The organism is Actinomadura luteofluorescens (assembly GCF_013409365.1).
Taxonomy (GTDB): domain Bacteria; phylum Actinomycetota; class Actinomycetes; order Streptosporangiales; family Streptosporangiaceae; genus Spirillospora; species Spirillospora luteofluorescens.
This window is the reverse complement of sequence record NZ_JACCBA010000001.1, coordinates 7,843,403-7,857,018: the sequence shown is the minus strand read 5'-3', so window position 1 is coordinate 7,857,018 and position 13,616 is coordinate 7,843,403. Positions and strand designations below refer to the sequence as shown.

Sequence of the window (13,616 nt, the reverse complement as noted above, 5' to 3'; positions counted from 1 at the left end):
GGAACGCTTGAATGACGCGCCGAGTGACGCCGCTCCGATCCGGCCGGTCCGAACAAGCAGACGAATCAGCGGGAAACCGACACGGAGTCGCGGGATACGTGCGCCAGGAGGAGGTGAGAGGGATATCGGCACGTGCAAAGTTCGCACGTGCACGATTACATAGGGTCCGGTGTGATCCGGCGTTGGCCCCGCACGTCACGGACACGCCCGGTGAACCGTCTGGCCGACCGGTTCGCCTTCCCCCTATGGAAAGGGCTGCGAGCGTGGGCTTGGACAACCCCCCCGGTGGGCCGGGCAAAGGCCCCGAGACCCCCGAAAAGCCCACCCAACCGTCCACCGGCGGCGAATCAACGTCCACCGTTCCCGGAGCAGACGGCAGAACGCCCCGCATAGACAGCTATAAAGCAGCAGGTCAGCCGGTGCCCGGGCGCTCGGAAGTCGGCAACGAACAACGAGGCGGCCGCGAGGCGCGACCCAACGAGTCCGCCACCGGCCCGGCCGCGGAGAAGCCCCAGACCCCCGGTGACCCGCCGTCCGAAGCCGACCCGAAGACCAAGAAGGAACCAGAGACAGGCGCAGGCAGCACGGAGGCGGAAAAGCCCGGCCAGGCCAAGACCGAGAACCCTCGGCAAGACGAGGGCGAGCTGGGCACCGACGACCGCGGTTCCAAGACCGATCGGCCCGAGCCGGGCAAGGCGGAAGGGCAGGACGGCGGTAAGGACAAAGGCGAGACCACCGACGACCCCGCGTCCTCCGAGCAGCCGAGCACCCGCGCGGCCGAGGCTTCTCAGTTCCCGCCCGGCTCCCGCCGGGCAAGCCTCGCCGCCGCCCGAGAGTGGCAAGAGGCGACCGCGGAAGAACGGCGAGCCCTATTCCAGGACACCCGGACCACCAACGGACCCGGAGAAGGAACCACCGCCGAAAGCGGTGACAGCGGAGTTACGCCGCAGAACCAGGACGCGGGGTCGAACGGGCGCGGACCGGAAGCACAACCCCCGGGCGCCGAGACACCGCCTGGCGCTATCGGCGGCAGTGAGACTCCCGGCGGCGGCGGTGACGCGTCCGGCAATGGTGAGGGGTCCGGCGGCCGCGATCAGCCCGCGTCTGGGACCCCCGAAGTAGAGGCGGAGCCCCCGGCACCCGAGGTACCGCGCCCGCAAGATCAGGAGCACGAGCCGCTCGTCCCGAAGGACTCCTCTGGCTCCGGCGACGGCGGCGGCGACCCGCCGACCGAACCACCAGCGGACGCCTCACTGCCCGACGACGACCAGCCCGGAGACGGGAAAGACGGGACGCCCCCAGGCTCAGAAACCGGCCACCCCATCGATCCCGCCGCCGAGACCGGCACCGGCGTTCCCGAACCCGGCCGCGAGGCCTCCTCCACCGGCCCCGAGACCAAAGACCAGGGCACCGAACCCCCGGAGCCCAAGGCCACCGACGGAACCACGGGCAACGAGACAGACGACCCGAAACCCCCCGTCGAGACCACGCCTCCTCTCGAAGGAACCGGCGATAACGTCCCGCCCCCAGAGCCTCCCGGTGAACAGGGCGACGGCCATGGTAAAACTGCCGAGGGCACGGAGTCGATCGAGTCCACCGACGAAACCGACCCACCCGATCAAGAGGCCGAGCAGACGGGCGAAAGAGAGGAATCCGGCACAGAACTAACGCCTCACCAAGAACAATCGACGGACATAGAGCCGAGCCGATTCGCCGGACAAGTCACGATCACCCTTGACCGCGACGGAAGACCGATCCCGCCAGGCCGCCCGGACGCCGACACCGAGACCCCGGGCAGAGGCGAACTCCGCCGTCCCGAAGACGACCGAGCCTCTCGCGATTACCAAGAAAGAAGCCCCGACAAACTATCTCGACTTCGCGGCGAACTCAAAAAATTCGTCGACAAAGCAGACGACACAAGAGATTCTATAGAAAAGTTCTCCACGCCGGCCCAGAATAAACTGGAGCGAGTAAAACCGACTGGGCAATCGTGCGGAGCTCGCCTCAACACTGATCACATAAAGGCCCCTGACGAGAAAATCAAGGCCGGAGATACTGTCATCGGCGCCGTAGGCACGGTGATCGTCCTGACAGAGATCGTCCGTTTCGCCATAAATATTGCAAAGAACTCAAGAAGGAGAGAGCATGCCGATCACTGACGAACAGGTCGCAGTACTGCGGGCTCAGCTTAGAGGAAACCGCGCAGAGCATCTCAGACTTATGGAGCAACTTGATTCCACTGAGGTCAACGAGTTTTACCCTGTTCTCATCGCAGCAGCTTTCATTGAAGCCGCCGAGCAATATTTTATAAAAGACGGCGAAGTTGCAGACGACACTCAGATCATTGACTTCGTCGCACAATTGCGAGAAGGAAACGACGAATCCTCCGATCTGATCAACCCCAGTCTCGCGGAAAGCATGATACGAGACTTGCTTGGAAAAGGCGAGATGATCGACGCCGAACCGGGCGTCAAGTTCGGTCACCAAATTGTCATAGTGGCGGCTATAGTGGGCGAAAAACAGTTTACTCCAGCCGAACTCGACGCGTTCTTGCAGAGCGCACGTTCGCTTGCCGAAGAGTTGCTCAAGTAATGGATTACTCGGCAGTTCATATCGGCGAGGAGAACATCCTCGCTTTGCGGTCGTTCCTACTGGAGGGACCCGAGGCTTGGGTGCCTCTACAGGACGAGATGCAGGTGGACGACGAGACGGCGGCCGGATACATGTCGCTGCTCTTCTGCGCCTTCGAGGTTGCGGTGCGTCGAAAGTTCGCCCAGCCTTACATCGTGGGTCAGCTTGTTCGGTTCGTCGCCGACGTTCGGATCGCAGCCAGCGAGGACGCGTTCCCGATCAATCCGCTCGTGGCCGAGGACATGGTACGCCGCGCCGTCGACGCACCTCCTCTGAAGCAAACCGTCCCTGAGGACGTGTCGGCCACTCTGCATGCCCAGGTCTTCATCTTGCTCTACCTCGTCGCTGAGATGGATCTCGATCGGGCTGGCCTGGAGCAGTTCATTGACGAGGTCACCGCCTATACCGAGGAGTGGCTTGCGGCACGTCGCGACGCTGCCTCCACTTCGGCCGTCTCGTGAAGTTCAAAAGCCTAACCGAGTAGCCGCAGAGAAAGACCATGCCCGTTCTCACCGAGCACCTGGCCACGTTGCGCACCCAACTTGCAGGGCAAGTTGACGAGCACCGCCGGCTACTCCATGGACTCGATCCCGAACAAGCCAGGCTCGGTTACGCCGCATTGGTCGCCGCAGCCTTCGTTGTAGCCGTCGAACGACGCTTCAGAGAAGGCAATAACGTTGCAGATGACGCAACGGTGATCGATTTCATCGCGAGCGTACGCGCTAGAAGTGACGACTCGGCTCATATCGTGAACCCGGAAGTAGCTGAGAGCATCATTCTTACTCTACTCGGCAGAGGATCGGTCGACACGATAGACGGGAATACGCTGCTCGAGCATCAGATCATCCTGCTTGCCGCCTTGGTCAGCCAGGCACAATTCGAAGGGTCCGAACTCGATGCCTTTATGGCAGAAGCGGCGGCTCTCGCTGACCAGGTATTGGAATGACAGTCCGGCGGAGGCAACCCAGTCTGAGGAGTGAACACCCTCGGCTCAAGGTCCAGACATGACGACGCGATGCTCTGTGCTGTCAGCGGCATTGTGTTAGCAGTCGAGATAGTTGGCGAGACGCAAGCCTATTGAATCGATAGGAGCAGAGCATGTCGGTAACGGATAAGCAGGTGGCGGCTCTTCATGCTCAACTGGCAGGACGTCCTCTGGAAGAACATCTGCGGCTGTTCAACAAGCTCGATCAGACCGACAACGTTGGTTATGCGGCACTGTTGGCGGCGGGGCTGTTCGAGGCTATCCGGCGGCGGTTCGTCAGGGACGGGAAAGCAGCCGACCGCTCAGAGATCATCGAATTCGTCGCAGTGGTGCGCGCGGCAGGCGATGAATCTTCAGACGCGGTCAACCCGGATGTCGCAGAACAGGTGATCCTGCACGCCCTGGGCCGAGGTCCTCTCCCGGACTTTGACGACGAAACGGTTCTCGGTCACCAGATCATTTTGCTTTCAGCTCTGAACGCGCAGGCCAACTACAGCGACGCCGAACTCCATGCCTTCATGGTGCAGATTCGCGCAGACGCGGACGAACTACTGGAATAGTTGGCTGATCAGCCATCTTCCGTCAGGTGCCCGCGCCACAGGGGCCGTTTTCACGGGCCGCCCTCGGCGAGGTGGTTCAGCAGTGAGGCGCCGCCGGCGCCTCAATCGGGAACGTGCGCGCCTGGTTGCGTTTGCCGTGCATCCGTATTGCTGCGGTCGCGCGGCCACCTCCACCCGGTTGTCCGCGGGCAGCCCCGCGTTCAGTCCAGGTCGCAGACAAAGAAGCGTTCTGTCGGCGAGGTGTGAATGCCGACCGGGACGCTGAACATCGTCAGGCTGACGCCCTGTCCCTCGGGCAGCACCGTGAGGCGCTGCCGGCGGTAGTACGTCTCCAGTCCGCTCCCGACCTCGAACTGGCCGTAGAGCAGCGTGTAGCCGAGTTGGGTGTAGAGCTGGCGGCAGGCGGCGATGAGAGCCGCGGCGACCCCGCTCGAACGGTGGGCCGGGTCGACCGCGACGGCCTTGAGCTTGATGATTTGCAACAGGCCGAAGACAGACTCCATCTCCGGAAGTCCGGCATGCGACAGCACCCGCGCCGGCGGCAGCACCAGCAGCGCGCCCACCACCCCGGCCTCCGGGTGCTCGGCGACCAGCACGCATGTCAGCCCCGACGAGCAGGCCCTCAACCGTCCCTTCGCCCTCCTGCGACATCGCCGACGCCAGTTCGTAGGTCAGCGCGTCCTCGCCACCGGAAAGCCCCTTCCTCACTGCGGCGCCCAGGGTCCCGTCCGAAACCGCGGCGGAGAGCCTGTCCTCCAGGATGACCCCACTCCCGGTCAACGCAATCAGCCGTCGCGCGGCCGCGACGTCTTCAGCCCGCGCCGCGCGGATCCGCACTCCGCTGGCCGTCACCAGCCCCTCCGACAAGCCGGCGGCCGTCAGAACTCCGCCGCTTGCCCCGGGCAAAACCAGCAATGGTGGACGGGATGGACGGCGGCGACGAGCGGCCTTGTCCTTCTTCGGATTAGGGCGTTTAGCGACCATACGTGAAGCGTAAAGGCAACGGCTCTGAGAAGACCGGCATAATCTGCCAAGCGCACTCGGCGGGCCTGGCACGCGCGTGCCAGTGGCAACGTAGTGGTGCGTTTGTTGTAGGCCGTACTGGTCTGGCGACGCTCTTCGGACGCGACGACGGCCGGGAGCAACGCCAGGAAGAAGCAACTCTGCACATCGAGACTTCCCACTTGTTCCCGAAACACCCCGGTATGGACGCGTTGCGGATACGGACCTAAACCGCCGAAGCGGACTGACCGAAGATGCGACTTCCAATTCCCGCACGTGCGGATTTCAAGGGCGCGCCGGTGAGGCGCGCTTTTGTCGGGGCGTGACTTTACTCTTGCCTGCAACGTTCGATTGCAGCGAGTTAGCGATCAGCACGGTCCGTGTTCGACGCGATATCGGGAGGACGGCCATGCCTAGCCCCTACGTCCGCCGCCGCCGGCTGGCGGTCGAGATCCGCAAACTCCGGGAGAGCCGCGGCCTCACGACCGACGGTCTCGCCCGCCTGGTCTTCCACTCCCGGACGAAGATCACCCGCCTGGAGAACGCCCAGATTCGTCCCGACCTGGCCGAGATCATGAACATGCTCGACGCCCTCGAGATCACCGGCAGCCAGTACGACCGCCTTCTCCAACTCGCCCGCGATGCCGCACAGAAAGGCTGGTGGGATCGCTACGGCATGTCCATGGGTCCCCGTCAGAAGCTCGCGGCCGACCTCGAATACAACGCCAGTACTGTCCGCAGCTACGACCAGACCGCGCTGCCCGGCGCTCTGCAGTGCCGCCCGTTCATCGAGGCTCTCATCGAGCTCGACGAGAGCCAGGGAAGTCCCGATTACCAGCCGGAACGTATGACCGAAGCTCGTGAGTATCGACAGCGCGAGCTCTTGAGGCCGGATGGTCCGTCGTACGAGACCGTCTTGGACGAGTCCGTAATCCACAGGCTGGCGGTTCCTCCAGCAGTTATGGCCACCCAGCTTCGGCACATGGTCAGCCTGCTCTCCGAGCAAGAGAAGGTCACCGTACGAGTGCTGATGCACGACGTCCGCATCCCTGGAGGTCTCCTCCCGCAGTCGTCGTTCTACCTCTACACCTTCGCCGAGCCTGGAGACCCGCCTATGGCAGTGGTCGACACCGTCACCACTGATCTCGTTCTCAACCAGCGTCGTGAGGTCGAGAGGTATACCGGGATGTACGACCGCCTACGGGAGGTTGCACTGCCCCCAGATGCCAGCATCGCCTTCCTCGAACGGGTAGCCAACCAACTGGCAGACCAGACAGGATCGTGAACATGAGCATGCACTACTTCGCCTGGCACAAATCCAGCCACAGCAACCCTGATGGTCATTGCGTAGAGGTAGGCCAAGCCGCCGATGGCACCGTCGGTGTCCGGGACACCAAGCTTGATGACAACGGGCCAATCTTGGAATTCACCGCGGACGAGTGGCGCACTCTCCTCAACAAGATCCGTTCACGAGGTCGCTGAACTACGTCCTGTAGCAAAGAGTGGCTTGCGACGGTTTGGCGGGCTGGGGCTCTCGCTACGGATCTCGCGAGCGCTGGCGCCGGGTAGAGCCGCTCTTCGGGTTTGAGTTCTCGGAGCATCGCATACTCATGCGTGGTGGTGTGTTGAGTTCCTCTCTGCGTGGCGTGGAGGCTGCGTCTCGTCCTCCCGTTTGATGAGGTGCTGATTTCAGGTTCGTCGGCGACGCGGTGGGCTGGGGCGGGTCGTTCGGTGTGGTGCCGCGGGGTGGCGCTGGGCCGGTCGCCCTGCGCTGGCGGCGGGTCGGCGGGTGAGGCGGTCGTGCTGGTGCCGGTCCGGGTCCCCGGACGCGGCTTTTCAGTTTGGACAGCGTTCTTGGATCACGTGGCGGTCGTGCAGGTTCCCTCGGCGCGAGCAGGTGTTCGAGCGGCCTAGATGGTCGAGTGATGGCGGGGCGGGCGCCGGTGAGCGCGGTCCCTTGTATTCCCTGCGGCGCGTGAGCTTGCAGATGGAGCCTGCTCGCAGGCGATTCCGATTCTGCGGATCGGGTGCCTGTCGTTCTTGAGGGTTTGGGTTCTCTCTCCCCTTCTTCTTGGGGCCGTGGTTGCGAGTGAAGATCGCGGGCCGACTGTCAGTAGGGGAAGTTGTGTGGACCGCCGGTGAACGCATCGGGGGCCACGCCCAAACGAAATGGAGGACGATCATGGCTTGTTTGCCTCTGCTGGACTCTCTCCGACCGTTCATCGAGAAGAGGGAGCCCGTCAAGCCGACCGCCGGTGACGGCGACGGTCACCTGGACGCCGCGCTGATTCCGTCGTGGCGGTCCAGCGGGGACGCCGATCGCTACCGCGGCTACCAGGCCGCGTGGGTGACGCCGTTCCTCGGCCGTTCGGTGCTCGACGCCGGGGCGCAGACGGGCGAACTGGTCGCCCGGATCGTGCGGCGGGGCGCCAAGCTCGAACGCCTGGTGCTGACCGACCACGAGCAGGGCTGGGTCGAACACCTGCGTCGGCGCTTCACCGACGCCGAGGTTCTGGGTCTGAGCCTGCCGGGCCGGCCCGACATCGCGCCCGTCGACACGGTGCTTCTGGTCAACGTCCTCGGGCATCTCGAACACGACGTCGAGACGATCGCGGGGCTCGGCGATGTTCTCGTGCCGGGTGGCCGGGTCGTCGTCTGGGAAGCCGGATATCCGGAACTGTTCAGCGATTTCGATCGCGACCAGGCCGGACGCCTACGGCGGTACACGCCGGAGGGCCTGGCCGAGAGGCTTCGGCTCGCCGGGCTGGAAGTGGAGATCAGCCGACCCGTCAACCTCCTGGGTGGGCTGTTCAACCGCGTCATGGTCGGCCGCACGGCCGACTTCGCCGACCCGCGGCTGGTGAGGCTGTACGACCGCCTGGTCGTTCCGCTGAGCCGGCTGTTCGACCGGCTGCCGTTGCGCTTCGGGCAGAACGTGTTCGCGGTCGCGAGGGTGCCGGCCGAGTGACCTTCCGGGTCCTCGTGACGGGGACCCGTGTCAAGTCGAGCGCGGGCGGTCCTCTGGATCCGCCCGCGCTCTTCTCGTCGGCTCAGTGGGGGGGCGCTGAGGAAGGGGCCGGGGTGCCGTGCCAGGTGATGTGAAGGGTGTCGCGGGCGCGGGTGGCGGGGATGCCCGCGCGGGCGAGGCGGGCCTCCACGCCGGGGACGATGGCGCGCAGCATCCTCCAGTGCGCGGCGGCGAGGTCCTGCGCCTCGTCCACGACGATGTGCCGGAAGCGGGGCCGGCGGCTTGGGGAGGCCGTGGGTTCGGGTGGACGGCGTCGGGACGAAGATCAGGGCCCGGCGGTGTGCGCCGGGCCCTGAGTTGTGCGTTGGTCAGCCGGCGACCTGTCGGAAGCCGGACGGTGGTGTCAGGAGGGCCGGTGACCCGTCCCTCCTACTCGGTTACGGTCCTCAGGCCGCCGCGAACCAGTCGGTGAGCATGCCGACGTGGTTCTTGGAGGTCACCTCACCTCCGTGGAAGTCCTTCAGATCGGCGGTCAGCTCCTGGAGCGTGTTGGCACGCACCCAGGCCGCCTGCTTCGCGTCGTCCCGAGGGAACACCCTCGGGAAGTCGCGCCGGTTCAGCGTTCCCAGGTCCACCGTGCACGGCACGGTGACGATCCAGGCCTCGTCCGACGAGCGCTTGCTGTGCACGTAACGCGGCTTGGTCGCGTACCACACCAGGCGCCGCAGGTCCAAGCTCGCTTCCTCGCGCAGCTCGCGGCACGCCGCGATCACGGAGGTCTCACCCGGGTCCTGGAAGCCGCCGGGGAGGCCCCAGCCGCGACCGCGGTTCCGCTCGACCAGGACGATCCAGCGGTTGCCGTGTTCGTCCCGAACCGAGGCGAGCGCGTCCGAGGTGCGGTTCTCGGCCCAGCCGCCCAGCAGGTTGCGACCACGCTGGATGGGCGTCTTCTCGCACGGGTTGACCGGACGGCCGTCGACCACCTCGAAGGGGATCAAGGCCAACCGCTGCCGGGCCGGCCAGTTGATCCTGGTCGGGTCCGTCTCGGGATCCGCCCAGTCGGCTGCCAGCACCTTCGGGTCTGTGTGCTCACGCATGTTGGTTTTCTCCTAGTTTGTTCCGCTTGATCGGTGGGGGCTCTTTCACACTCCCCCGCCGATACAGTCCGGAGACCCCGGACGGTCGCAAGCTCCGCGCGTCGAGTCATCCCGATCTCCCGGCCCCGGACGTGGAGGGAAAGTCGATGGACACGCAGGTGCGAAGGTCCGCATCCTGCTCATGTGGGGAAGATGGAGATGATCGCCGCCAGGGTCGCCGAGGGCGCGACCGTGGATTTCCGGCCCTCAGGGTCCTCGATGGTCCCGCTGATCAGGAGCGGGGATCTGGTCACCGTCGCGCCTGTCGATCCGGCGAGACTGGAGGTCGGTGACATCGTGCTCGCCCGCGTGGCCGGGACGGTCTACCTGCACCTCGTCTCGGCCCTCGATCCCGCCAGGGGCCGCGTACAGATCAGCAACAACCGCGGCCGGATCAACGGCTGGACAGGACGCGAACGGGTCTTCGGGATCTGCGTCGCCGTCAAGGGAGATCACCGGCCGGGCGCCATGGCGAAGGTCGTGGCCCACGAGCCGGATTCACAGGCGTCGGACCGAGCTCCATCCAGTGATCAGTGAGCCCCGCGCCGGGCCGGTGGCACTTTCCACCGAGCCGGTCAGGCGACGCGGGAGGCGGAACCGGGTCGGTAGCGCGGAATATCCGGCTCGGGCGGTCTACTTGGCAGATCATGAAACCGGCGTGGCGGTTCGGGAGTCTCACCTTCGTCCCCTGATCCTCCCCGACGAAAGGTGATCGTGAGCGAGCAGCTCGACCAGGTCTTCGGCCGGTTGGTCCACCGCAGCTGGGAGCGTTTCTCCGAGGAGCTCCACACCCGCGAGATCGACGATCTTCTCGTCGGCGCCGTGATCACCGCGGCGGTCGCCCACGGCAACGCCCTCATCGACCTGAACTCCGACGGCAACCACCACTACCTGCGGTTCCAGCACCGGGAACGCAAGCACCGCCTGATGTTCCAGCTCACGCACCGGGCCGGCACCGTCACGGCCGCAAAGACGCTCGGCCAGCACGCGGCCGTGACGATCGCCTACGGCGAGTACGTGCGGGACGCCCGGACGGTGTGGCAGGCACTGAAGTCCGAGGTGAAGAGCGGCTTCCTGGACGTCGGAGAACCCGGCGTGTTCACCGTCGACGCGGACATCGCGTCCGGCTACGTCTACGTGCAGGTGCCCCTGCTGCTGGACCTGGACCAGTACTTCGCCGACCACTACACGGTGAAGTACCCCGTCCTGCAGGAGCACATCGCCGCCGTCACCCAGGCCTGCGCGAAGTACCTGCACGGCCGCATCGCCGCCTGAACCGGAGGACCGCCATGCTTTCGATGATCAACAAGTTCAAGAACAGCGCCGAGGAGCGGGAGAGCAAGGACGAGGCCCTCATCGGCGAGATGGTGTTCACGATGGCGCACCTGGGGTGCCCCGTCATCGGGATCAAGTCCGGCGCGGACCTGCAGTACGTCCGGTTCAAGCCGGTGAACGACCCGGTCCTGTACAGCTTCACGATCGTGCTGGACCGCAAGACGGGGGACGGCGTGCTCCAGCAGGCCGTCCTCGGCAGCAAGGCGACGCTGACGTTCGTCGCCGAGGTCAAGAACCACATCGCCGACCCCGACGATCTGGTGGCGATGTTCCGGACCGACATGGCGAACATGCTGCGCAGCCCGTGGTTCGGCGACGTCAAGCTCGACCACCAGCTCAACTCGATCACCGCCACGAAGAAGCAGCTCATCGACATCGACGACTACGCCGACGCCGACGGCGCCGACCGCGACCGGCTCCGGCAGCTCCTCCAGGGCACCATGCAGGAGCTGCGCGAGAAGGTGGCCCCGTACAAGAAGTGACGGCCGCCGGCCCTCGTCTCGGGAACCTCACCGTGCCTGTGGCACGTGCACGATCGACTCTGGCCGCAGCGGCCACTCCGCGGTGGTGAGGCTGAGCCGGTCGTCGTAAGGAAACCGGTCGTCCTCGTCGCGTGGCAGCGTACTGCGGACGAAACAGCGGTGCAGTAGCAGTTCGCGGCGCTGGTCCAGGGGGGCCGGGTCGTCGAGTTGGTCGGTCGGCTGTTGTGGAGGGTCTTCGCCGATGTCCACCTGACCGTCCCAGTTGAGGTGCAGGCCGTCCTCGTCGGAGTAGAACCGGTGGAATTCCGTGCGCCATTGCGAGTTGGATCCCCAGCCGTGCGACGGGTCTCTGGTGGGACGCGGCTCGCGGCGGTAGGTGAAGTACAGCGTCGAGGTGGTGGCCACCGCGGCGTCGATCAGGTGCCGTGGTGCCCGCACCCGCACACCGGCGCGGCTGAACAGCAGGTCACCGAACCAGAAACCGGGCCACAGCACCTCCTCAACGGTCACGCGCGTCGTGGAGGGATCCTGAACCACGGCGAAGATCTCGTGGTGGAACGGGGAGAACGCCTCGGCGTGCTCGAACGGGGTCAGCCCGATGCCGGCGAAGAAGCCGGTGTAGGCGGCCAGCCCGCCGGGATCCACCCTGCGAGAGCCGATCCACCCTGGGGTGGCGTTGATCCGCCACCCGCCGAGTTCCAGCCTGTGGGTGGAACTGCCCTCGATGACGGGGCGTCCTCCGGTGACTCCGAATCCCTGGGGCGGGTCCCCCGCGGGGCAGAAAAGTTCGATCAGGTAGTCGCTGACCCGGCTCAGCGCGTACAGCTTCATGATCTGCCATAGCTGCTCGTCGTCACCGGTGTACCCGCCGGCGGGGATCGGCTCCCGTTCGCGCAGCGTCGCCAGCTCGGCCAGATGTGCGGCCGCCGTCGGCCGCTGCCCGACCAGGTATTCCTGACGCCCGGTGGCATCGTGGCGGTCGTGCAGCTCTTCATAGAGCCGACGGAAATAGGCCCAGTCGAGTTTCATGGCGCCTATCATGAACCCACCTTGTCTGCATCGGCAACGACGTTTAAGGGATGAGTCCTCGGTGCAATCGTCCGGCGAACGCCGATCCAGTAAGCCTTTTCAGCGTGATGTGGTCTCGCGGAGTCGCGGGGTGTGGACGGCTTCGGCTGGACGGCCGGCGCGATGGGGGCAGCAGCGCAGCTTGCGCAGGGTTCACCATGACTTGAGCTGGGTGTTCGCGCGTTCGCGGGGTCCGCGGAGCTTGGCGCGTGCGCGGTTGGCGTCCTCCATCTAGACCCTGAGGTTTCGTTTTCAATGCAGACGGGGGGATGAAGACGTGAGAGTCCTCAGAAAGGCGGCCGATATCAGCACGGGCACCCTGACGGCCGTACTCGTAATAGCTACTCCGGCGCACGCCTCATCGGGGTCCGTCCACGAGGGACCCGACTACACCGAGGTGACCAGCAGCCGTTACGCCGCCTACGTCATCGAGGCCTTCCACGCCACTCCGGAGTCCGACGCACCCGCGCCCCTGCCGCCAACACCGCGCCTGCACCTGCGCCTCGCGAACGAGCAGCCTTCATGAGCACCATGGCAAGAAGCCCGCTGGATGGCCTGGAGGAGGTCAACTGGGCTGAACTCCACCACGCGTACGGGTCGGCTGAAGACGTCCCCGGCCAGCTCAGGGCACTACTGTCGGCAGACGCCGAGGAACGTCACCAGGCTCATGCCCGGCTGGGCGGGAACGTCTATCACCAAGGAACCCGCTGGCAGGCGAGTTGCCATGTCGTTCCGTTCCTGACCGAAATGGCGGACGATCCGGCAACGCCGGACCGTGCGGCGGTGGTCGATCTGCTCCGCGCCGTCGCGCTCGGAGACCGCGACGACACCTGTCTCCCTTTCGAGCCCCACCGTGAGTTCGCCCAGGCCGACAACGTGACCGCCACCGACGTGGCAACGGTCGTGGAATGGCTTTATAACGAAGACGACGAGCCTGGGGAATGCGATGCCGTCGCGGTTTCCTGGGACCGCGACGCCTACCTCGCGGCAGCCGCGATCAGCGACCGGTTCGTCGTCTGGACGAAAGATCCCGACCACGCGGTCGCCGCAATGGCGGCTGAGCTGCTGGCCTGGTTTCCCGCCACCCGACGCGCGGTCGCGCATCTGATGGAGATCCCCGAGACCCGGGAACACCAGATGGCGCGCGCGAGCGCCAACCTCAGCCTCGGCTATCTCGCCCCGGACGAACCGGCGATCGATGACCGCTTGACTGCCCTGCTCGCCGCCGGGACGTTCGGTGTCCAGCTCACCGCGGCCGTCGCTCTCGCGATCCGGCTCGGCGAGCAGATACCCGACGCCGGACTGCACGTACTCGCCGAGGCCCAGGACCATACTGACGAGATCAGCGCGACCGCGTTCCCGCTCCCCTGGGACCGATCACTTCTCGGATTCGCCGCCCTGGCCCTCTACCGGATCGGGCTGTCGCCTTAGCGTCATCTCACGGCGGAA

At 65.5% G+C, this 13,616-nt stretch carries 17 protein-coding genes and 1 pseudogene; 13 read left to right on the top strand and 5 right to left on the bottom strand.

Annotated elements, in window-relative coordinates; genetic code table 11:
* Positions 1-419 precede the first annotated feature (419 nt).
* The 5 genes from BJY14_RS36355 (at position 420) to BJY14_RS36335 (ending at position 4,176) form a co-directional block, all read left to right on the top strand.
* The gene (locus BJY14_RS36355) at positions 420-2,159 is read left to right on the top strand and encodes a hypothetical protein (RefSeq protein ID WP_179847742.1); all 1,740 of its coding nucleotides are present in this window, start codon (positions 420-422) and stop codon (positions 2,157-2,159) included.
* Positions 2,146-2,592: a hypothetical protein gene (locus BJY14_RS36350; protein WP_179847741.1), complete on the top strand. Its 447-nt coding sequence runs from the start codon at positions 2,146-2,148 to the stop codon at positions 2,590-2,592. The genes BJY14_RS36355 and BJY14_RS36350 overlap by 14 nt, the downstream gene beginning before the upstream one ends.
* Positions 2,592-3,092: a hypothetical protein gene (locus BJY14_RS36345; RefSeq protein WP_179847740.1), complete on the top strand. Its 501-nt coding sequence runs from the start codon at positions 2,592-2,594 to the stop codon at positions 3,090-3,092. The genes BJY14_RS36350 and BJY14_RS36345 overlap by 1 nt, the downstream gene beginning before the upstream one ends.
* Before the next feature lie 38 nt (positions 3,093-3,130).
* Positions 3,131-3,577 (top strand): hypothetical protein, encoded by a 447-nt coding sequence (locus BJY14_RS36340; protein WP_179847739.1) that lies wholly within the window; start codon positions 3,131-3,133, stop codon positions 3,575-3,577.
* Positions 3,578-3,729: 152 nt separating this feature from the next.
* A complete protein-coding gene (locus BJY14_RS36335; RefSeq protein WP_179847738.1) occupies positions 3,730-4,176 on the top strand; it encodes a hypothetical protein in 447 nt (148 codons plus the stop codon).
* 200 nt (positions 4,177-4,376) lie between these two features.
* Here BJY14_RS36335 and BJY14_RS36330 read toward each other — a convergent pair whose 3' ends face one another.
* On the bottom strand, positions 4,377-4,772 hold the full coding sequence (locus BJY14_RS36330) for a GNAT family N-acetyltransferase (protein WP_179847737.1): 396 nt from the start codon (positions 4,770-4,772) through the stop codon (positions 4,377-4,379).
* Between the two features lie 815 nt (positions 4,773-5,587).
* On the opposite strand from BJY14_RS36330, the gene BJY14_RS36325 reads away from it, so the two are divergent.
* The 3 genes from BJY14_RS36325 (at position 5,588) to BJY14_RS36315 (ending at position 8,146) form a co-directional block, all read left to right on the top strand.
* Positions 5,588-6,463, top strand: coding sequence for a helix-turn-helix domain-containing protein (locus BJY14_RS36325; RefSeq protein WP_179847736.1), 876 nt, complete (start codon positions 5,588-5,590; stop codon positions 6,461-6,463).
* 2 nt (positions 6,464-6,465) lie between these two features.
* Positions 6,466-6,660 (top strand): DUF397 domain-containing protein, encoded by a 195-nt coding sequence (locus tag BJY14_RS36320; protein ID WP_179847735.1) that lies wholly within the window; start codon positions 6,466-6,468, stop codon positions 6,658-6,660.
* Positions 6,661-7,303: 643 nt separating this feature from the next.
* On the top strand, positions 7,304-8,146 hold the full coding sequence (locus BJY14_RS36315) for a class I SAM-dependent methyltransferase (RefSeq protein ID WP_218905748.1): 843 nt from the start codon (positions 7,304-7,306) through the stop codon (positions 8,144-8,146).
* 82 nt (positions 8,147-8,228) lie between these two features.
* On the opposite strand, the gene BJY14_RS36310 is transcribed toward BJY14_RS36315, so the two are convergent.
* Together BJY14_RS36310 and BJY14_RS36305 are read right to left on the bottom strand one after the other, a co-directional pair.
* Positions 8,229-8,399 carry a hypothetical protein gene (locus BJY14_RS36310; protein WP_179847733.1) on the bottom strand — a complete coding sequence of 57 codons (171 nt, stop codon included), beginning with the start codon at positions 8,397-8,399 and terminating at the stop codon, positions 8,229-8,231.
* Between the two features lie 193 nt (positions 8,400-8,592).
* Positions 8,593-9,243 (bottom strand): NUDIX domain-containing protein, encoded by a 651-nt coding sequence (locus BJY14_RS36305; RefSeq protein ID WP_179847732.1) that lies wholly within the window; start codon positions 9,241-9,243, stop codon positions 8,593-8,595.
* A 192-nt stretch (positions 9,244-9,435) separates the two neighbouring features.
* Between BJY14_RS36305 and BJY14_RS36300 the strand changes: the two genes are divergently transcribed.
* From BJY14_RS36300 to BJY14_RS36290, 3 genes are all read left to right on the top strand, one after another.
* On the top strand, positions 9,436-9,819 hold the full coding sequence (locus BJY14_RS36300; RefSeq protein ID WP_246397674.1) for a S24 family peptidase: 384 nt from the start codon (positions 9,436-9,438) through the stop codon (positions 9,817-9,819).
* A 177-nt stretch (positions 9,820-9,996) separates the two neighbouring features.
* A complete protein-coding gene (locus tag BJY14_RS36295; protein WP_179847730.1) occupies positions 9,997-10,557 on the top strand; it encodes a hypothetical protein in 561 nt (186 codons plus the stop codon).
* Positions 10,558-10,571: 14 nt separating this feature from the next.
* A complete protein-coding gene (locus BJY14_RS36290) occupies positions 10,572-11,099 on the top strand; it encodes a hypothetical protein (protein ID WP_179847729.1) in 528 nt (175 codons plus the stop codon).
* Positions 11,100-11,126: 27 nt separating this feature from the next.
* Here the strand turns inward: BJY14_RS36290 and BJY14_RS36285 are convergent, their stop codons facing one another.
* Both BJY14_RS36285 and BJY14_RS36280 read right to left on the bottom strand, forming a co-directional pair.
* A complete protein-coding gene (locus BJY14_RS36285) occupies positions 11,127-12,128 on the bottom strand; it encodes a hypothetical protein (protein ID WP_179847728.1) in 1,002 nt (333 codons plus the stop codon).
* Positions 12,129-12,227: 99 nt separating this feature from the next.
* Positions 12,228-12,395: pseudogene (locus tag BJY14_RS36280) on the bottom strand (IS5/IS1182 family transposase); the annotation flags it as partial.
* 49 nt (positions 12,396-12,444) lie between these two features.
* Between BJY14_RS36280 and BJY14_RS36275 the strand changes: the two are divergent.
* Positions 12,445-12,693: a hypothetical protein gene (locus BJY14_RS36275; RefSeq protein WP_179847727.1), complete on the top strand. Its 249-nt coding sequence runs from the start codon at positions 12,445-12,447 to the stop codon at positions 12,691-12,693.
* Positions 12,690-13,598, top strand: a complete 909-nt coding sequence (locus BJY14_RS36270) for a hypothetical protein (protein ID WP_179847726.1) — start codon at positions 12,690-12,692, stop codon at positions 13,596-13,598. Before BJY14_RS36275 ends, BJY14_RS36270 begins: the two co-directional genes overlap by 4 nt.
* Positions 13,599-13,616: the final 18 nt, after the last annotated feature.